The organism is Stenotrophomonas sp. TWI377 (assembly GCF_039674525.1).
Taxonomy (GTDB): domain Bacteria; phylum Pseudomonadota; class Gammaproteobacteria; order Xanthomonadales; family Xanthomonadaceae; genus Stenotrophomonas.
In genome coordinates this window covers 45,922-64,068 of record NZ_JBDJNT010000002.1, presented here as the reverse complement: position 1 = coordinate 64,068, position 18,147 = coordinate 45,922, and the positions used below count along the sequence as shown (strand labels likewise).

The 18,147-nt window shown below is 68.0% G+C and carries 14 protein-coding genes; 9 read left to right on the top strand and 5 right to left on the bottom strand.

Going from position 1 to position 18,147, the window contains the following annotated elements; all coding sequences use genetic code 11:
- The first annotated feature begins 70 nt into the window (after positions 1 to 70).
- Complete coding sequence (locus ABE546_RS03655) at positions 71 to 3,643, top strand: transporter substrate-binding domain-containing protein (RefSeq protein ID WP_346462731.1); 3,573 nt, start codon at positions 71 to 73, stop codon at positions 3,641 to 3,643.
- Between the two features lie 15 nt (positions 3,644 to 3,658).
- Here the strand turns inward: ABE546_RS03655 and ABE546_RS03650 are convergent, their stop codons facing one another.
- Together ABE546_RS03650 and ABE546_RS03645 are read right to left on the bottom strand one after the other, a co-directional pair.
- The gene (locus ABE546_RS03650; protein WP_313212639.1) at positions 3,659 to 4,048 is read right to left on the bottom strand and encodes a c-type cytochrome; all 390 of its coding nucleotides are present in this window, start codon (positions 4,046 to 4,048) and stop codon (positions 3,659 to 3,661) included.
- A gap of 98 nt (positions 4,049 to 4,146) precedes the next feature.
- On the bottom strand, positions 4,147 to 5,823 hold the full coding sequence (locus ABE546_RS03645; RefSeq protein ID WP_346462730.1) for an electron transfer flavoprotein-ubiquinone oxidoreductase: 1,677 nt from the start codon (positions 5,821 to 5,823) through the stop codon (positions 4,147 to 4,149).
- 273 nt (positions 5,824 to 6,096) lie between these two features.
- On the opposite strand from ABE546_RS03645, the gene ABE546_RS03640 reads away from it, so the two are divergent.
- Both ABE546_RS03640 and ABE546_RS03635 read left to right on the top strand, forming a co-directional pair.
- A complete protein-coding gene (locus tag ABE546_RS03640; protein ID WP_346462729.1) occupies positions 6,097 to 7,260 on the top strand; it encodes an acyl-CoA dehydrogenase family protein in 1,164 nt (387 codons plus the stop codon).
- Between the two features lie 82 nt (positions 7,261 to 7,342).
- A complete protein-coding gene (locus ABE546_RS03635) occupies positions 7,343 to 7,807 on the top strand; it encodes a hypothetical protein (protein ID WP_038691220.1) in 465 nt (154 codons plus the stop codon).
- A gap of 180 nt (positions 7,808 to 7,987) precedes the next feature.
- On the opposite strand, the gene trmL is transcribed toward ABE546_RS03635, so the two are convergent.
- Together trmL and ABE546_RS03625 are read right to left on the bottom strand one after the other, a co-directional pair.
- Positions 7,988 to 8,464 (bottom strand): tRNA (uridine(34)/cytosine(34)/5-carboxymethylaminomethyluridine(34)-2'-O)-methyltransferase TrmL, encoded by a 477-nt coding sequence (trmL, locus tag ABE546_RS03630; RefSeq protein WP_038691218.1) that lies wholly within the window; start codon positions 8,462 to 8,464, stop codon positions 7,988 to 7,990.
- A gap of 43 nt (positions 8,465 to 8,507) precedes the next feature.
- Positions 8,508 to 8,975, bottom strand: a complete 468-nt coding sequence (locus tag ABE546_RS03625; protein ID WP_137191340.1) for a hypothetical protein — start codon at positions 8,973 to 8,975, stop codon at positions 8,508 to 8,510.
- Positions 8,976 to 9,379: 404 nt separating this feature from the next.
- Here ABE546_RS03625 and ABE546_RS03620 point away from each other — a divergent pair, with 404 nt between their 5' ends.
- The 4 genes from ABE546_RS03620 (at position 9,380) to ABE546_RS03605 (ending at position 14,767) form a co-directional block, all read left to right on the top strand.
- A complete protein-coding gene (locus tag ABE546_RS03620) occupies positions 9,380 to 12,244 on the top strand; it encodes a pitrilysin family protein (protein ID WP_346462728.1) in 2,865 nt (954 codons plus the stop codon).
- A 102-nt stretch (positions 12,245 to 12,346) separates the two neighbouring features.
- A complete protein-coding gene (locus ABE546_RS03615; RefSeq protein ID WP_137191338.1) occupies positions 12,347 to 12,664 on the top strand; it encodes a DUF4156 domain-containing protein in 318 nt (105 codons plus the stop codon).
- Between the two features lie 114 nt (positions 12,665 to 12,778).
- Positions 12,779 to 13,795 (top strand): 3-oxoacyl-ACP synthase III, encoded by a 1,017-nt coding sequence (locus tag ABE546_RS03610; RefSeq protein WP_346462727.1) that lies wholly within the window; start codon positions 12,779 to 12,781, stop codon positions 13,793 to 13,795.
- An 81-nt stretch (positions 13,796 to 13,876) separates the two neighbouring features.
- Positions 13,877 to 14,767 carry an alpha/beta fold hydrolase gene (locus tag ABE546_RS03605; protein WP_346462726.1) on the top strand — a complete coding sequence of 297 codons (891 nt, stop codon included), beginning with the start codon at positions 13,877 to 13,879 and terminating at the stop codon, positions 14,765 to 14,767.
- Between the two features lie 114 nt (positions 14,768 to 14,881).
- Here the strand turns inward: ABE546_RS03605 and ABE546_RS03600 are convergent, their stop codons facing one another.
- Positions 14,882 to 15,310 (bottom strand): YkgJ family cysteine cluster protein, encoded by a 429-nt coding sequence (locus tag ABE546_RS03600; protein WP_152154128.1) that lies wholly within the window; start codon positions 15,308 to 15,310, stop codon positions 14,882 to 14,884.
- A 117-nt stretch (positions 15,311 to 15,427) separates the two neighbouring features.
- Here ABE546_RS03600 and oleC point away from each other — a divergent pair, with 117 nt between their 5' ends.
- Positions 15,428 to 17,083 carry an olefin beta-lactone synthetase gene (gene oleC / locus ABE546_RS03595; RefSeq protein WP_346462725.1) on the top strand — a complete coding sequence of 552 codons (1,656 nt, stop codon included), beginning with the start codon at positions 15,428 to 15,430 and terminating at the stop codon, positions 17,081 to 17,083.
- Complete coding sequence (oleD, locus tag ABE546_RS03590; RefSeq protein WP_313208914.1) at positions 17,080 to 18,090, top strand: 2-alkyl-3-oxoalkanoate reductase; 1,011 nt, start codon at positions 17,080 to 17,082, stop codon at positions 18,088 to 18,090. Before oleC ends, oleD begins: the two co-directional genes overlap by 4 nt.
- Positions 18,091 to 18,147 lie beyond the last annotated feature (57 nt).

Genomic DNA, 18,147 nt, shown 5'->3' with positions numbered 1-18,147 from the left:
TAGTATTGCCTGTGAGGCAGCCGTCGGGCCGTGCCGGGATGGGAATGTCATTCTACGGAGATCAGGCAGCATGCGTACCCACGTCGTTCGCTGGCTGGTTCTGTTCGTGCTCGCGATGGCGATGGGCATGCAGGCATCCGCTGCTTCATCGCCTCCCTTGCCCGCCCACCAGAGCGAGTGGCTTGACAGGCACCCTACCATCATCCTGGGTATGTACGACAGCGGCTGGCCGCCATTCGAGTCCATGCGCGACGGCACGCCGGTCGGCCTCGGCTACGACTATCTCAGCCTGCTGACCCGGCAGTTGGGGGTGCAGGTGCAGGTGCGGATGTATCGCGACTGGACCGACGTCCTGGAGGCGGCATGTCGGGGCGAAGTCGATGTGGTGATGAACATCACCCTCACCGCTGATCGCACGCGCTGCATGGTCTACACCCGCCCCTATGCCCATGCGCCACTGGCGCTGGTGGGCCGCCCCGGCGAAACCCGGGCATCGTCTGATCCTGACCTGCGCGGCCTGCGCGTGGTCACCGAGCGCGAGTTCGTCACCAGCGACGAAGTGCGCGCGCGCTTTCCCGAAGCCCGGCGCGTGACCGCGGCCAGCACCGCCGCCGCATTGGCCATGGTCGGCAGGGGCGAGGCCGATGTCTACATCGGCAACGCTTATGTGGCCACGACCCTGATCGCCGAGCGACGGCTGACCGATGTCAGCCTGCTGCGCCCCAGCGACCTGCCACCGGAGCGGCTGCATTTCGGTGTACCCAACGGCAAGCAGCCCTTGGCTGAAGCGCTGGACATGGGCCTGGCCGCGCTCGCCGAGAGCGAGCGCGAGCGCCTGGAACGGCGCTGGCTCCCGACGCCGCGATGGTCGGTGCAGTCGCAGGTGATCCTGGGCAACGCGGAGCGGCGTGTCCTGGAAACGCCGCTGCGCCTTGCTTTCGCGCCGAACGCGGCACCGCTGGCCTTCATCGACAGTGCCGACCGGCCCAGCGGTGTCTCGGCCGAGTACCTGCGCCTGCTGCGCACGGTGGGGGCGCAGCTCACGCGGGTGCCGGCGCACGACTGGTTCGATGTGCGCGAGCAGCTGCGCCGTGGCGAGGTCGACGCGATCATGGGCATCCCCAACGATTCGAACTACCTGGGCGACGGCTGGGTGTTCAGCCAGCCCTTCATCACCGTTCCCAACGTCGTGGTGACAGCCAGTGGCAGTGCATCGGTGCTGGGCGTGCCCGATCTGGATGGCCGCAGCATCCTGCTGTCCGATCCGGAGCGGTTGCGCGGGTATGTCCTGCAGCAGGCCCCCAATGCGCGCATCGTGCCCGCGCGCAGCGCCGAACTGGCGCTGGCGCGGTTGGCCAAGGGAGACGCCGATGCCTACATCGGCAACCTGGCCGTCATCGATCGGATCGTGCGTGATCACTATCCCGCGCAGCTGCAGGTGGCAGCGCCGGCAGGATTCAGCGATCGCCTGTCGTTGGCGGTCAAACGCCAGTACGCGCCGCTGGCCACCACGTTCGACCGCCTGCTGTTGAACATGAGCGCGCGCGAGCACGAAGCGATCCGCAGCGACTGGTTGTCGGCCGAGTACCGCAGCGATCTGGACTGGCGCAGGATCGCGCGCTGGGCGGTGCCGCTGGCCCTGGTGCTGCTGACCGCACTGCTCGTCCATGGGTGGGGGCACTGGCGCCTGCGCCGTGAAGTGGCGATGCGCCGCCGTGCCGAGCAGCGCCTGGCCGACGTCACCGACAACCTGCCGGCGATCGTCTACCAGGGCCGTCGCGAACGGGATGGCCGGCTGTCGCTGCCGTATATCGCCGGTGACACCGAAGCGCTGTTCGGGCTCACCGCGGCCGAGGCGATGGCCGATGAAAGCGCGCTGATGGCGCGCATCGACGAGCGTGATCGCGCCAGTGTGCGCCAGGCCATGGAAAGCGCCGCGCGTGACTTCGCCCCGTTGGACATGGAATTCCGTACCCGCCCAAGTGGCATGCTGCGCTGGGTACGTTCGCGCGCGCTGCCCTACGACGCCGAGGACGGGGTGCTGCTGTGGAGCGGCTATTGGATCGATGTGACCGATGCGCGCGCCCAGGCCGACGCGCTGGCGCTGGCCAAGGCGGCAGCCGAGCGCGCCACCGCCGCCAAATCCGAATTCCTGGCCACGATGAGCCACGAGATCCGCACGCCGATGTCCGGCGTGCTGGGCATGGTGGAGGTGCTCTCGCATACCTCGCTGGATGGCGAGCAGCGCCGCATCATCAGCGTGATCGAGGACTCGGCGCAGATGCTGCGGCAGATCCTCGATGACCTGCTGGACTACTCCAAGATCGAGGCCGGCGCGCTGTCGCTGCAACCGCATCCGGTCGCGCTGCGCGCATTGCTTGGCAATGTGCAGCAGCTGCTTGCCCCACAGGCGGTGGCCAAGGGACTGGACCTGCAGATCCAGATCGACGACGCGCTCGCGGCCATGCACCTGATCGATGGCATGCGCCTGCGGCAGATCGCATTCAACCTGCTCAGCAATGCCATCAAGTTCACGCGTGCCGGCGAGGTCGGCATCGCGCTGGCGGTGCTCGACGCTGAGGCCGACGGCGCGCAGCGGCTGCGCCTGACCGTTCGCGATACAGGCATCGGCATTTCGCCCGAGCAGCGCGAACGGCTGTTCGCGCCGTTCGTACAGGCCGACGCGGCGACCAGCCGCCAGTACGGTGGCACCGGGCTGGGGCTGAGCATCTGCCAGCGCCTGGTGGCGATGATGCATGGCACGCTGACGCTGCACAGCGTGCCCGGTGAGGGTACGCGCGTGGAGGTGCTGCTGACCGTACCGGTGGTGCCGGTGGACGAACAGCCCGGCGCCGCGGAAGAACACACGCAGGCGGTGCCGTTGCCGGCCGCAGTGCAGCAGCGGCGCATCCTGATCGTGGAGGACCATCCCACCAACCAGGCGCTGATGGGGTGGCGCATGCAACAGCTGGGCCTGCCACACGTGCTGGCCGAGAACGGGGAACAGGCACTGGCGCTGCTGGCGCGTACCCGTTTCGACCTGGTCCTTACCGACTGCCGGATGCCGGTCATGGACGGCTATGCCATGACCCGCCGCATCCGCGAGCAGGAGCGCGACCGCGGCAGCGCCCGGCTGCCGGTGATCGCGCTGACCGCCAGCGCGATGGAGGACGATCTGCAGCGCTGCCGCGAGGCCGGCATGGACGATCTGCTGGCCAAGCCGGTCGCACTGGGCGCCTTGCGCCAGGCACTGGTGCAGTGGCTGCCGGACGGGGATCGCCCGCCGTCCGGCGCGGTGCAGGCATCGGGTACGGATGACGCGCCGCCGGACCGGGCCGCGCTCGTGCGCCGGTTTGGTTCGGAGCACGTGGCTGGCGTGCTGATCGAGAGCCTGTGCACGGCCTCGGCCGAGGATCTGGTGAAGCTGCAGGCAGCCCTGGATGCGCAGGCCGGGCCCGCGCTGGTGAATGTGCTGCACCGGCTGGTGGGGGCCGTGGCAACGCTGGGGGCCGATGCGCTGGCGCTACAGGCGCGCAGCCTGATGGAACGCGTCGACGACGAAGGCGTGGCGGCGCACGCCGAGGCGGTCAGCGCATTCGATGCGGCGTTGCGCGCTTATCTGGTGCAGCTGCAGGCGTCCTGACCGGCGCCCTGCCGATCATCGCTGCTGCTGCAGGTATTCGATCACCTGCCGCCGGCGCTCCGGGTCGGCGGTGGTGTTGACCATGCGGGTGCCCGGCACCACGTGGGTCGGCGAGCGCAGGAACGCATCCAGGGTCTGCTCGTTCCAGGTCAGCCCGGCCTCGCGCATGGCGGTGGAGTACGGGTAGCCGGTGACACTGCCGGCGCGCCGGCCGATCACCCCGTGCAGGTTCGGGCCGAAGCGGTGCACGCCCCCCGGGCTGACCGTGTGGCAGCCGGCGCAGATCGCGAACGCGCGCTGCAGATCCTGCTGATGGGCCTGCTCCGGCGTTTGCGGGGTGCGCGAACACGCTGCCAGCAGCAGGCAGGCCAGTAACGCCAATGTCGATCGGAAAGCAGGGGCCATGGCGCAACGGTCAGGTCCAACAGGACGCTCAGGATAGCGAGCGCGGTGGCGCCTGCCGCATCCGATGACCTGCGACCGGTGGTCGCAGGTCGGGCCGGTCACATCCCCGAGTAGTTCGGGCCGCCGCCGCCCTGCGGGGTCACCCAGACGATGTTCTGGGTCGGATCCTTGATGTCGCAGGTCTTGCAGTGCACGCAGTTCTGCGCATTGATCTGCAACTGCTCATGACCATCGCTGCCGACGAACTCGTACACGCCCGCCGGGCAGTAACGCGCTTCCGGCCCGGCGTATTCGCTCAGGTTGATCCGCACCGGCACGCTGGCGTCCTTGAGCGTCAGGTGGCTGGGCTGGTCTTCGGCGTGGTTGGTGCTGCTCAGGAACACCGAGCTGAGGCGGTCGAAGGTGAGCACGCCATCGGGCTTGGGATAAGTGATCTTCGCGTGCTTCGACGCCGGCTCCAGGCACGCGTGGTCCGGCGTGCTGTGGCGCAGCGTCCACGGCGGGTTGCGGATGCCCAGCTTGGGCAGCAGCCACTGCTCGATGCCGGTCATCAGCGTGGCCACGGTCTGGCCCTTCTTGAACCACTGTTTGAAGTTCTTGGCCTGCTGCAGCTCGGCATGCAGCCAGCTGCTCTCGAACGCCTGCGGATAGGCGCTCAACTCGTCGTGCTGGCGATCAGCGGCGAGCGCATCGAAGGCCGCATCGGCGGCGAGCATGCCGGTCTTGATCGCGGCGTGGCTGCCCTTGATCCGGCTGACGTTGAGGTAGCCGGCCTCGCAGCCGACCAGCGCGCCACCGGGGAACACCGTCTTGGGCAGCGACATCAGGCCGCCGGCGGTGATCGCGCGCGCGCCGTAGCCGATGCGCTTGCCCCCTTCCAGGTGCTTGCGGATGTCCGGGTGCGTCTTGAAGCGCTGGAACTCTTCGAACGGGCTCAGCCACGGATTCCTGTAGTCCAGGCCGACCACATAGCCGATCGACACCTTGCCACCCTCGGCGTGGTACAGGAACGCGCCACCGTAGGTGTCGTTGTCCAGCGGCCAGCCGGCGGCGTGCACCACCAGGCCCGGTTCGTGCTTGGCCGGATCGATCTGCCACAGTTCCTTGATGCCGATGCCGTAGGCTTGCGGATCCTTGCCGGCATCGAGCTGGAAGCGGGCGATCAGCTGGCGGCCGAGATGGCCGCGCGAGCCTTCGGCGAAGATCGTGTACTTGGCGTGCAGCGCCATGCCGCGCTCGAACGCCGGGCCGGGCTGACCGTTCTTCTCGATGCCCATGTCGCCGGTGGCCACGCCGATCACCGCGCCGTCGTCGCTGTACAGCACTTCCGCTGCCGGGAAGCCGGGGAAGATCGCCACCTCCAGCGCTTCGGCCTGCTGCGCGAGCCAGCGGGTGACCTCGCCCAGGCTGACGATGTAGTTGCCTTCGTTGTGGAAGCACTCCGGCAACAGTGCGTTGGGTGTGCTGCGCGACCCCGTTTCATTGAGGAACAGGAATTCGTCGCGGGTAACCTTCTGCTTCAGCGGTGCGCCGCGCTCGGCCCAGTCCGGGAACAGTTCGGTCAACGCGCGTGGGTCCATCACCGCGCCGGACAGGATGTGCGCGCCGGGTTCGGAGCCCTTCTCCAGGATGCAGACCGACAGCTCGCGGCCAGCCTCGATGGCGCGCTGGCGCAGCCGGATCGCCGTGGCCAGGCCAGCAGGGCCGCCACCGACGATCACCACATCGAATTCCATCACTTCACGCGGGGGCAGGACGTTGATTTCTTCGCTCATGGGGCTGCGTAACTCTTGGGTAGTGCCGCGGGTTGAACGGCGGCGGTTGCCTGGGAATCGCGCGTGTCACACCACGGCGAAACGGTGGATCAGTGCGCCAGAGTACCGGCACGGCGCATGTAAGCCTAGATCGCCGACGATGAGAGCGGTGTCGGCGCGTGTTGGATACCGGGATGCTGCGGCGCAGCAACCGCGCTGCGGCGCCGTCCCTTGGCCGCTTCCTGCACAACGACCACAATGGGGGCCTGTTCCACCGCCACCTGCCGGGATGCCATGTCACTCAATCCGTTCGATCTGTTCGATATCCGTTCGCTGCTGAGCGAGGAGGAGCGCGCGGTGCAGGCGACAGTGGCGCGCTTCACTGATACCCGGGTGCTGCCGATCATCGGTGATGCATTTGATGAAGGCCGCTTTCCGGACGAACTGATCCCCGAGATCGCTGCACTGGGTCTGCTCGGCTCCAGCCTGCCCGAGCAGTACGGCGGCGGCGGGCTCAACGCGGTCAGCTACGGGCTGATCTGCCAGGAACTGGAACGCGGCGATTCGGGCCTGCGCAGCTTCGTGTCGGTGCAGAGCTCGCTGTGCATGTACCCGATCCATGCCTACGGCAGCGAAGAACAGCGCACGCGCTGGCTGCCCGACATGGCCGCCGGCAAGGTGATCGGCTGCTTCGGCCTGACCGAAGCGCACGGCGGCTCCGACCCGGCGGCGATGAAGACGCGCGCGGTGCGCGATGGCGGCGACTGGCTGGTCCACGGCAGCAAGATGTGGATCACCAGCGGCCCGGTGGCCGACATCGCCATCGTCTGGGCACACACCGAAGACGGCATCCAGGGCTTCGTGCTGGAAAAGGGCATGGCCGGCTTCACCACGCAGGAAATCAAGCACAAGATGAGCCTGCGCGCCTCGCTCACCGGCGCGCTGTTCTTCGACAACGTGCGCGTGCCCGAGCGCAACCGCCTGCCCAACGTGCAGGGCCTGAAAGGCCCGCTGGGCTGCTTGAACCAGGCGCGCTACGGCATCAGCTGGGGCCCGATCGGCGCGGCGGTGGCCTGCCTGGACGAGGCGCTGAACTACACCAAGCAGCGCGTGCTGTTCGGCCGGCCGGTGGCTGCCACGCAGAGCGCGCAGATCAAGCTGGCCGACATGGCCCGGCGCATCACCACCGCGCAGCTGCTGGCCTTGCAGCTGGGGCGGTTGAAGGACGCCGGCCAGCTGCAGCCGCAGCAGGTCAGCCTGGCCAAGTGGAACAACTGCCGCATGGCCATCGACATCGCCCGCGAATGCCGCGACCTGCTCGGCGGCGCGGGCATCACCACCGAACACATGGCGATCCGCCACGCGCTGAACCTGGAATCGGTCATCACCTACGAGGGCACCGAAACCGTGCACCAGTTGGTGATCGGGCGGGAGCTGACGGGCATCAACGCGTTCTGAGCGGATCGGTAGTGCCGGCCGCTGGCCGGCATGGCCCAGGAAGGTGCGCAACATGCAACGCCCAGCACGAGAGGTTAGATGAATGAAAAACAATCTTGCAAAGACGCTGGTGTGGTTCTCGTTGGTCTTCCACGCCTGCGCGCTGCAGGCGGCGTTGGCAGGCAACCGGGACGGGGAGGCATGGACAGGCCAGTACTCGCAGCCGAGCGATCTCTGCACTGAACCGCGCACCGGACGTAGTTGCCGCGACGACTTCAGGGACGGCCTGTCGATCGTCGAAGAATCAAAGGGATACAGGGTTGAGCTGCACAGTACCCAGTCGATGCAGCATGTCTGCACATTTGTGCTGCATATGAAGCCAGTAGCCGGAAAGCTGATTTATGAGTCCGAACTAGGCGTCGTGGCTATCGAGAAACATGTGGATGCGCTGAGAGTCTCATCCGGCGGCATTGATCCCACTGCTACTGGCTTGGGCATGTGCGGTGCACATGCTGATATTGATGGTCTGGAGTTTTCTTCCCTGGGCAAGCTCACACACTCTGGGTGAGGCGATGGTGCCAGCCCCTGATTGATCCAGGCAGAAGGCATCCAATGTGCGGCTGTCGGGCCCGCTTGGAAGCGAGCCGAGCACCGCGGTTCCGGCGGAGCGAATGAGCGCCGCCGGTTCCGCGCCGTCCCCCCGACGGACCGAGGAGCGCAGGGTACCGGTGCGCCGCACAAACGCGAACTACACCCCGCCGGCAAACCCGCGCTGCCGCCAGGCCTCGTACATCACCACGGCGACCGTGTTGGACAGATTGAGGCTGCGGTTGTCCGGCTGCATCGGCAGGCGCAGGCGCCGGCCATCGGGGAGCGCGTCGAGCAGGTCCTGGGGCAGGCCGCGGGTTTCCGGGCCGAACAGGAAGGCATCGCCATCGTCGAACTGCGGGGTGTCGTAACGCACGCTGCCGCGGGTACTCAGGGCAAACAGACGCTTGGGTGCAATGGCCTGCAGGGCGGTGTCCAGGTCGGGATGGACCTGCAGTCGAGCGTATTCGTGATAGTCCAGGCCGGCGCGCTTGAGCTGCTTGTCGCTCAGGTCGAAACCGAGCGGCTCGATCAGGTGCAGCCGCGCGCCGGTGTTGGCGCAGAGGCGGATCACATTGCCGGTGTTCGGCGGAATTTCGGGTTGGAACAGGATGACGTGGAACGTGGGCGCGGTCATGGCCGCAGTTTACGCGGCTGCTGCGTGTTACCGCAGCAACCGATTACGGACGGACCAGCACCTGAGCAGCGGTTTCCAGCGCCAGGGCCTGCAGATCGGCAGACGACGGGCGAACCTGCAGGGCCGGCAGATTGACGATCACGTCGCGGGCCACGGCGGTGGCAGCGGCGGCCAGCGTGGCCACGTAATCGCGGTGGGTCACCTGCTCGGCCGCCAGCGCCTGGTACTGCTCGGCGGTCGGACGGACTTCGACGGCGGCCAGCGTGGTCACGCGGCGGCTGCCGGCCAGCTCGGCGCGGTAGTCGGCGATCAGGCCGGCGCCCGGGCGGACTTCCACCAGCGACAGGGTCGGAATGGCGCTGGTGCGCTCGATCTCGGCCTGGGCGATCTGGTCGGCCGACGGACGCACCTGCACGGTGTCCAGGGTGGTGATGGTGGCGGCCTGCACGTTCGAAGCAAACGCGGCGCCGGCGGCGAGGGCAATGGCAATGGCGAGAGTCTTGGTGTTCATGGCGGGCCTATTTAGTGTTGGTGGTCAGTGGTGTGGTAGTAATGTAGTACACCGATTCGGGGCATGCAAGAACAATTTCAACTTTCTCGATTCGGTTCAGCGGGCAGTCATGTTGTATCTGTGTCTGCCTTTGCCACAGCCAGTACCAAGCAGGTGCCGTGCCAACTTTTTCTCGTTGATTCGTAAGGGTTTTTCGCCAGTGACGGGGTGTCCGCTGTCCGGACACCTGTCCGATGGCGGTGCGCAGGTGTCCGCGCCCAGGCGTTCAGGCAGCGCCGAACGGACCGCTGCCCGGGCCTTCAACCCCGAAAACGCCCACGGCGCCCGCAGTGACTGTTGGCCGATGCCGCAGGCGCCCGTCACGCGCTAGGATCGGCCTTCACTTTCATGACCAAGGAACCGGAATGACCGTCCAATTTCGCCCGCGTGCCGCGCTGCTGGCTGTAGCGCTCTCCGCCGCTCTGGGCAGCGTCGTGCCGGCCCCTGCGCTGGCCAAGCCCGCCGCGCCGGCCAAGGTCGACATTCCGTTCGAGCAGTTCACCCTTCCCAATGGCCTGCGCGTGGTGGTGCACACCGACCGCAAGGCGCCGATCGTGGCGGTCAACGTCTGGTACCACGTGGGCAGCAAGGACGAACCGGCCGGTCGCACCGGCTTTGCGCACCTGTTTGAACACCTGATGTTCCAGGGCAGCGAAAACCACGACGGCGAGTATTTCGAGCCCTTCAAGCAGGTCGGCGTGACCGGCCAGAACGGCACCACCAATACCGACCGCACCAACTACTTCGAGAACGTGCCCACCACCGCGCTGGACATGGCGCTGTGGATGGAGTCCGACCGCATGGGCCACCTGGTCGGTGCGATCGACCAGGCCGCGCTCGACGAACAGCGCGGCGTGGTCCAGAACGAGAAGCGCCAGGGCGAGAACCAGCCCTATGGGCAGGTGTGGGACAAGCTGACCCGCGCCATGTACCCGGAGGGCCACCCGTACCACCACGGCGTGATCGGCTCGATGAACGATCTCAACGCCGCCTCGCTGGATGACGTCAAAACCTGGTTCCGCACCTGGTACGGCCCCAACAACGCGGTGCTGGTGCTGGCCGGCGACATCGACGTGGCCACCGCCAAGGAAAAGGTCGCCCGCTACTTCGGTGACATCCCGGCCGGCCCGACCATGGCCCAGCCCAAGGTGGACGTGGCCCAGCGCGAGAAGAGCACCCGCGAGGTGATGACCGACAAGGTGCCGCAGGCGCGCATCTACCGCGCCTGGAACGTGGCCCAGGTCGGCACCACCGACATCGACCAGCTGCAGCTGTTCGCCCAGGTGCTGGGCGGGGCCAAGTCCTCGCGCCTGGACCAGCGCCTGCTGCACCAGGACAAGCTGGTGGACAACATCAGCGCCGGTGCCTACAGCTCGCAGCTGGGCTCCAACTTCGTGGTGATGGCCACGGTCAAGCAGGGCGTGGACCCGGCCAAGGTGGAGGCGATCATCGATGAAGAGATCAAGCGCCTGGCCAAGGACGGTCCCACCGCCGACGAACTGAGCCGCGGCAAGACCGCCTTCCGCGCCGGCTTCATCCGCGGCATCGAGCGCATCGGCGGGTTCGGCGGCAAGGCCGACGCGCTGGCCGAATGCACCGTGTTCGAAGGTGACCCGGGCTGCTTCCGCCGATCGCTGGCCAACATCGATGCGGCCAGCGCCGCCGACGTGCGGGCGGTCGGTGCCAAGTGGCTGGGCGTGGGCGACCACACCATCGTGGTGGAACCGGGCGCGCGCGTGGCGCTGGCCGAACTGCCGTCGCAGTCGCCCAAGCCGTTCACCGTGCCGGCCGTGGATACCAAGTACACCACCCTGCCCAAGCAGGTCGACCGCAGCACCGGCGTACCGCAGACCAAGTCCTTCCCGGAACTGAAGTTCCCGCAGCTGCACCGCGCCACGTTGAAGAACGGCACCCAGGTGATCCTGGCCGAGCGCCATGACATCCCGGTGGTGCAGTTCAGCTATGAGTTCCCCGGTGGCTTCACCGCCGACCAGGGCCGCAAGCAGGGCACCGCCAACTTCACCATGGACCTGATGGGCGAAGGCGCCGGCAAGCTCGGCGCGCTGCCCTTCGCCAACGCCGCCGACGCACTGGGTGCCACCCTGGGCGCCTCGGCGTCGCTGGACAGTGCCAGCGTCTACCTGTCGGCCTTGAAGGAAAACCTGGCGCCGTCGCTGGCCCTGTACGCGGACATGCTGCGCCAGCCGCGCTTCGAGCAGGGCGAGATCGACCGGGTCAAGGCGACCTGGATCGCCGGCATCCAGCAGGAAAAGGTGAACCCCAGCGCCGCCGCGATGCGGGTCATGCCCACCCTGCTCTACGGCGCCGGGCATCCGTATGCCATTCCGTTCACCGGCAGCGGCAACGAGGCGGACATCCAGTCGCTGACCCGCGACGACCTGGTCAGCTTCCACCGTGACGCGCTGCGCCCCGAACAGGGCACCCTGATCGTGGTGGGTGACACCACCCTGAAGGACATCGTGCCGCTGCTGGAGCGCCAGTTCGGCGACTGGAAGAGCACCGGCACCGCGCCGGAGGTCAAGGCACCGGCCGACGTGGCCCGTCCCACCCATGCCCGCGTGTACCTGATCGACCAGCCCGGCGCGGTGCAGGCCAACCTGTTCGCCAGCCAGCTGGTGCCCTCGGCGATGGACCCGGGCAGCACCCGCTTCGATATCGCCAACGGCGTGCTGGGCGGCGACTTCACCTCGCGCCTGAACATGAACCTGCGCGAGGAGAAGCACTGGTCCTACGGCGCCGGCAGCAGCGCCCCGGCCACGCTGGGCCAGCGTCCGTGGGGCGCGCGTGCCCCGGTGCAGATCGACAAGACCGCCGAGTCGATGCAGGAACTGCAGAAGGACATCCGCGACTTCGCCAGCGGTGCCAAGCCGGCCACGGCGGCGGAAGTGGCGCGCATCCGCAACATCCAGACGCTCAGCCTGCCCGGTGCCTATGAGACCGCCAGCGCGGTGCTCGGGACCATCAGCGGCATCGTGCGCTACCAGCGCCCGGACGATTACGTGTTCAAGCGCAAGGCCGAGATCGAGGCGATGACCCCGGCGCAGGTGCAGCAGGCCGCGGCCACGCTGGACCCCAACACCCTCACCTGGGTGGTGGTCGGCGACCTGAAGCAGACCGAGAAGGAAGTCCGCGCGCTGAACATCGGCGAGGTCCACGTGATCGACGCCGACGGCAAGGTATTGCCGGCCGCTGGCCGGCAACCTCGCTGACCTGCCGAAGCAGGGTGCCGGGCTTTCGGCCCGGCACCCCATCACCCCCGATTCAGCCGTTTCCCGCACACTCCTTTCTCGTCGCCCAGCCAGGTCTCCCACATGCGCGTTCTTCTGCTTTCCCTGCTCACCCTTAGCGCCACCGCCTGCACCTGGGTGCCGATCGAACCGGTGGGCAAGACCGTGCGCGTGCTGCCGGCCGGGCAGGTGCCCAGCGGCTGCCAGACCAAGGGCGAGGTGGTGGTGACGGTCAAGAGCAAGGTGGGCTTCTACAACCGCAACCCCTTGCGCGTGCAGGAAGAACTGGAAACCCTGGCACGCAATGAAGCCCCCAGCGCCGGGGCCAATGCGGTCCAGGCCGCCGGCCAGCCGGCCGATGGCAGCCAGCGCTTTCTGGCCTTCCAGTGCCCGCCGCGCTGAACCCTTCAGGCCGCCCGGCCGCACCATACGCCCGGGCGTGAATTCGTAAAGGTGCGGTGAAGGCAGCGCCGGCTTACAATAGCGCCCCCTTTGCCTGAGCCTTGGCGCTAACTGATGCTCTTCAAGAATGTCTCTATCGCCGGCCTGGCGCACATCGACGCGCCGCACACGCTGACGTCCAAGGAAATCAACGAACGTCTGCAGCCGACGCTGGATCGTCTGGGCATCCGTACCGACGTGCTCGGCGACATCGCCGGCATCCACGCCCGCCGCCTGTGGGACGCGGATATGCTCGCCTCCGACGCGGCCACCCTGGCGGCCCGCAAGGCGCTGGAAGATGCCGGCATCGGCGCCGACAAGATCGGCCTGCTGGTCAACACCTCGGTCAGCCGCGACTACCTGGAGCCGTCCACGGCCAGCATCGTCTCGGGCAACCTGGGCGTGGGCGACGAATGCATGACCTTCGACGTCGCCAATGCCTGCCTGGCCTTCATCAACGGCATGGACATCGCCGCCCGCATGCTCGAACGCGGCGAGATCGACTACGCGCTGATCGTCGACGGTGAAACCGCCAACCTGGTGTACGAGAAGACCCTCGAGCGCATGGCCCTGCCGGGCGTGACCGCCGATGACTTCCGCAACGAGATGGCCGCGCTGACCCTGGGCTGCGGTGCCGCGGCGATGGTCATGGCGCGCACCGAGCTGGTGCCCGATGCCCCGCGTTACCGCGGTGGCGTGACCCGCTCGGCCACCGAGTGGAACCAGCTGTGCCGGGGCAACCTGGACCGCATGGTCACCGACACCCGCATGCTGCTGATCGAAGGCATCAAGCTGGCACAGAAGACCTTCGTGGCCGCCCGTGAAGCGCTGGGCTGGGCCGTGGAGGAACTGGACCAGTTCGTCATCCACCAGGTCAGCCAGCCGCACACCGCCGCCTTCATCAAGAACTTCGGCATCGACCCGAAGAAGGTGATGACGATCTTCGGCGAGCACGGCAACATCGGCCCGGCTTCGGTGCCGATCGTGCTGAGCAAGCTCAAGCAGCTGGGCAAGCTGAAGAAGGGCGATCGCATCGCGCTGCTCGGCATCGGCTCGGGCCTGAACTGCTCGATGGCCGAAGTGGTCTGGTAAACCAGTCGCCGCAGGCTGCTGCGGCGTTGGAATTGAACATCAAGGGCCGGTTCTGCCGGCCCTTTTCACAGGTGCGTTTGCATGCCCCAGCTGCCCGGTTACCCCGCCCATCCGCACCGCTTCGAGGTGCGCCCCGGCCTGTCGATGAACTATCTCGACGAAGGCCCGCGCGATGGCGAGGTGGTGGTGATGGTCCACGGCAATCCGTCGTGGAGCTATTACTGGCGCACCCTGGTGGCCGGGTTGTCGGACAGATACCGCTGCATCGTGCCGGACCATATCGGCATGGGCCTGTCGGACAAGCCCGATGACGCGCACTACGACTACACCCTGCAGTCGCGCGTGGATGACCTCGACGCGCTGCTCGCGCACCTGGGCATCACCGGCCCGGTGACCCTGGCCGTGCACGACTGGGGCGGCATGATCGGCTTCGGCTGGGCGCTGTCGCACCACGCGCAGGTCAAGCGCCTGGTGGTGCTCAACACCGCCGCCTTCCCGATGCCGGCCGCGAAGAAGATGCCGTGGCAGATCGCGCTGGGCCGCCACTGGACGGTGGGTGAGTGGATCATCCGCACCTTCAACGCCTTCTCGTCCGGTGCCTCGTGGCTGGGCGTGGAGCGGAAGATGCCGGCCGAGGTGCGCCGCGCCTACGTGTCGCCGTACAACAGCTACGCCAACCGCATCAGCACCATCCGCTTCATGCAGGACATCCCGCTGTCACCGGCCGACAAGGCCTGGTCGCTGCTGGCGCGCGCCGGTGAGGCGCTGCCTTCGTTCGCCGACCGCCCGGCCTTCATCGGCTGGGGCCTGCGTGACTTCGTGTTCGACCACCACTTCCTGGCCGGCTTCCAGGCCGCACTGCCGCAGGCGCAGGTGCATGCCTTCGAGGATGCCGGGCATTACGTGCTGGAAGACAAGCACGAGGTGCTGGTGCCGAAGATCCGCGCGTTTCTGGACGCGAACCCGATCTGAGCCGTTGGTATTGACGCTGGGTCGCATCCGACCCCGTCGGTAGAGCCGACCGTTGGTCGGCTGCTTTCTGGTCGGCTGCTTCTGCCCCGGCGTCATAACACCCGGCGCCCCCAACTACGCTGCGATCGGTGCCTGCGGCGGTGCCGGGGAATTGCCGTTGTCATCGGGATGATCATCGTCATTGTCCGCCTCGTCCCGCCAGCGCCAATCGGCCAGGGTCAGCGCCGGCATGCCGTGCGCCACGCGCGCCTTGTCGCACTGGGGGCTGGCCTTGCCGTACTCCCACGAGGCATCCACCTCACGGCAGACGCTGGGGCGGTTGGGGTGGATGCTGCAGCGCGAGTACACGCCGATCTCCGCATCCAGCGCCACGCAGTACACCGGCTTGGACAGCGTGCCGCGCATGCACAGCCGGTGCGGGTCCAGCACCTGGGTGAGCTCGTGCGGGACGCCACCGGGGGTGACCTCGTCCGATTCCATCCAGTGGAAGGCCACACGGTATTGGGTGCAGCAGGCGCCGCAGGTGAGGCAGGGATGGGGCATGGGGCACCGGCTGAATACACGTAGATCCACGCCATGCGTGGATGGGTGGGAAGGCCGCGAATTTTCCACGCCCTTGGCCGGCGCGCAAGATTTTTCTGCAGCGGCGACAATGAACGGATGAACAGCGCCATCAATATCGCCGCGCGCCTGCCCGAGCTGGCCCGTGAACGCCCCGACCAGATCGCCATCCGCTGCCCCGGCAAGCCCGGGCCCGGCGGCATGGCGCGTTATGACGTCACCCTGGATTACCGCACCCTCAACGCCCGCAGCGATGCGATGGCGGCCGGGCTGGCCGCGCACGGCATCGGCCGCGGCGTGCGCGCGGTGGTGATGGTGCGGCCCTCGCCGGAATTCTTCCTGCTGATGTTCGCGCTGTTCAAGAACGGCGCGGTCCCGGTGCTGGTCGACCCGGGCATCGACAAGCGCGCGCTGAAGCAATGCCTGGACGAGGCCCAGCCGGAGGCCTTCATCGGCATCGGCCTGGCCCACATGGCGCGCCTGGTGCTGCGCTGGTGCCGCTCTGCGCGCCTGCTGGTGACCGTCGGCCGTCGCTGGGGCTGGGGTGGCACCACCCTGGCCCGGCTGGAAGCCCAAGGCGCCACGGCGGCACCTGCGCTGGCCCCGACCGATGGCGAGGATGTCGCGGCGATCCTGTTCACCAGCGGCTCCACCGGCGTGCCCAAGGGCGTGGTCTACCGCCACCGTCATTTCGTCGGCCAGGTCGAGCTGCTGCGCGCCGCCTTCGGGATGGCGCCGGGCGGGGTGGACCTGCCGACCTTCCCGCCGTTCGCGCTGTTCGATCCGGCGCTGGGGCTGACCTCGGTGATCCCGGACATGGACCCGACCCGCCCGGCCCAGGCCGATCCGCGCAAGCTGCATGACGCCATCAACCGCTTCGGCGTCACCCAGCTGTTCGGCTCGCCGGCGCTGATGCGGGTGCTGGCCGATCACGGCCAGCCGCTGCCGAGCGTGCGCCGGGTGACCTCGGCCGGTGCGCCGGTGCCGCCCGACGTGGTCGCGCGCATCCGCCGCCTGCTGCCCGATGACGCCCAGTTCTGGACCCCCTACGGCGCCACCGAGTGCCTGCCGGTGGCCGTGATCGAAGGCCGCGAGCTGGAGAACACCCGCCAGGCCACCGAGGCCGGCGCGGGCACCTGTGTCGGCCGCGTGGTCGCGCCGAACGAGGTGCGCATCATCGCCATCGATGACGCGCCGCTGCCGGGCTGGTCGCAGGCGCGCGTGCTGGCCGCCGGCGAGGTGGGCGAGATCACCGTGGCCGGCCCGACCGCCACCGACAGCTACTTCAACCGCCCGCAGGCCACCGCCGCGGCGAAGATCACCGAAACCCTGGCCGATGGCAGCACGCGGGTCGTGCACCGGATGGGCGATGTCGGCTACTTCGATGCGCAGGGCCGGCTGTGGTTCTGTGGGCGCAAGACCCAGCGCGTGGAAACCGCGCAGGGCCCGCTCTACACCGAGCAGGTCGAGCCGGTGTTCAACGCGCTCGATGGCCTCGCCCGCACCGCGCTGGTCGGCGTGGGTGCACCGGGCCGGCAGGTGCCGGTGCTGTGCTACGAGCTGCTGCCCGGTACCGTCGATTCCCCCGCGCTGGTCGAGCGGCTGCGCCGCGAGGCCGCCGCGCACGCGCATACCGCGCGCATCGAGCGCTTCCTGCTCCACCCGGGCTTCCCGGTCGACATCCGCCACAACGCCAAGATCGGCCGCGAGAAGCTCGCGGTCTGGGCCACCGCGCAACTGGAGCAGCACGCATGAAGATCCTCGTGACCGGTGGCGGCGGCTTCCTCGGCCAGGCCCTGTGCAAGGGGCTGATCGAGCGCGGTCACCAGGTGCTGGCGTTCAACCGCGGCCATTACCCCGCGCTGCAGGCGATGGGCGTGGGCCAGATCCGCGGTGATCTGGCCGATGCGCAGGCAGTAATGCATGCGGTGGCCGGGGTCGATGCGGTCCTCCACAACGGGGCCAAGGCCGGTGCGTGGGGCAGCTATGACAGCTACCACCAGGCCAACGTGGTCGGCACCGACAACGTCATCGCGGCCTGCCGCGCGCACGGCGTGGGCAAGCTGGTCTACACCTCCACGCCCAGCGTGACCCATCGCGCCACCCATCCGGTCGAGGGCCTGGGCGCGGACGAGGTGCCGTATGGCGAAAACTTCCAGGCACCGTATGCGGCCACCAAGGCCATCGCCGAGCAGCGCGTGCTGGCCGCCAACGATGCGCAGCTGGCCACCGTCGCGTTGCGGCCCCGGCTGATCTGGGGCCCGGGTGACCAGCAGCTGGTGCCGCGCCTGGCCGAGCGCGCCCGGGCCGGCCGCCTGCGCTTTGTCGGTGATGGGCAGAACAAGGTCGATACCACCTACATCGACAACGCCGCACTCGCCCACTTCCTGGCTCTGGAACACCTGGCCCCGGGCGCGGCCTGCGCCGGCAGGGCGTACTTCATTTCCAACGGCGAGCCGCTGCCGATGCGCGAGCTGCTCAACAAGCTGCTGGCCGCCGTGGAGGCCCCGCCGGTGAGGAAGTCGATCAGCTTCAAGGCGGCCTACCGGATCGGCGCGGTCTGCGAGCGGCTGTGGCCGCTGCTGCGCCTGCGCGGCGAACCGCCGATGACGCGCTTCCTGGCCGAGCAGCTGTGCACCCCGCACTGGTACAGCATGGAACCGGCGCGCCGCGACTTCGGTTATGTGCCCCGGGTCAGCATCGAAGAAGGGCTGGCCCGGCTGGCATCTTCATCGAACGCACAGGATTCCATCACTCCCTGAACACCGCAGGTTGGTGAACATGGCCCCACGCCAACTCCGGCACGCATCAACGCGAGG

Excerpts from the sequence above, each read along its gene's own strand:
- ABE546_RS03655 (WP_346462731.1), top strand. The coding sequence starts at position 71 with ATGCGTACCCACGTCGTTCGCTGGCTGGTTCTGTTCGTGCTCGCGATG.
- ABE546_RS03650 (WP_313212639.1), bottom strand. The coding sequence starts at position 4,048 with ATGGCCCCTGCTTTCCGATCGACATTGGCGTTACTGGCCTGCCTGCTG.
- ABE546_RS03645 (WP_346462730.1), bottom strand. The coding sequence starts at position 5,823 with ATGAGCGAAGAAATCAACGTCCTGCCCCCGCGTGAAGTGATGGAATTC.
- ABE546_RS03640 (WP_346462729.1), top strand. The coding sequence starts at position 6,097 with ATGTCACTCAATCCGTTCGATCTGTTCGATATCCGTTCGCTGCTGAGC.
- ABE546_RS03635 (WP_038691220.1), top strand. The coding sequence starts at position 7,343 with ATGAAAAACAATCTTGCAAAGACGCTGGTGTGGTTCTCGTTGGTCTTC.
- trmL (WP_038691218.1), bottom strand. The coding sequence starts at position 8,464 with ATGACCGCGCCCACGTTCCACGTCATCCTGTTCCAACCCGAAATTCCG.
- ABE546_RS03625 (WP_137191340.1), bottom strand. The coding sequence starts at position 8,975 with ATGAACACCAAGACTCTCGCCATTGCCATTGCCCTCGCCGCCGGCGCC.
- ABE546_RS03620 (WP_346462728.1), top strand. The coding sequence starts at position 9,380 with ATGACCGTCCAATTTCGCCCGCGTGCCGCGCTGCTGGCTGTAGCGCTC.
- ABE546_RS03615 (WP_137191338.1), top strand. The coding sequence starts at position 12,347 with ATGCGCGTTCTTCTGCTTTCCCTGCTCACCCTTAGCGCCACCGCCTGC.
- ABE546_RS03610 (WP_346462727.1), top strand. The coding sequence starts at position 12,779 with ATGCTCTTCAAGAATGTCTCTATCGCCGGCCTGGCGCACATCGACGCG.
- ABE546_RS03605 (WP_346462726.1), top strand. The coding sequence starts at position 13,877 with ATGCCCCAGCTGCCCGGTTACCCCGCCCATCCGCACCGCTTCGAGGTG.
- ABE546_RS03600 (WP_152154128.1), bottom strand. The coding sequence starts at position 15,310 with ATGCCCCATCCCTGCCTCACCTGCGGCGCCTGCTGCACCCAATACCGT.
- oleC (WP_346462725.1), top strand. The coding sequence starts at position 15,428 with ATGAACAGCGCCATCAATATCGCCGCGCGCCTGCCCGAGCTGGCCCGT.
- oleD (WP_313208914.1), top strand. The coding sequence starts at position 17,080 with ATGAAGATCCTCGTGACCGGTGGCGGCGGCTTCCTCGGCCAGGCCCTG.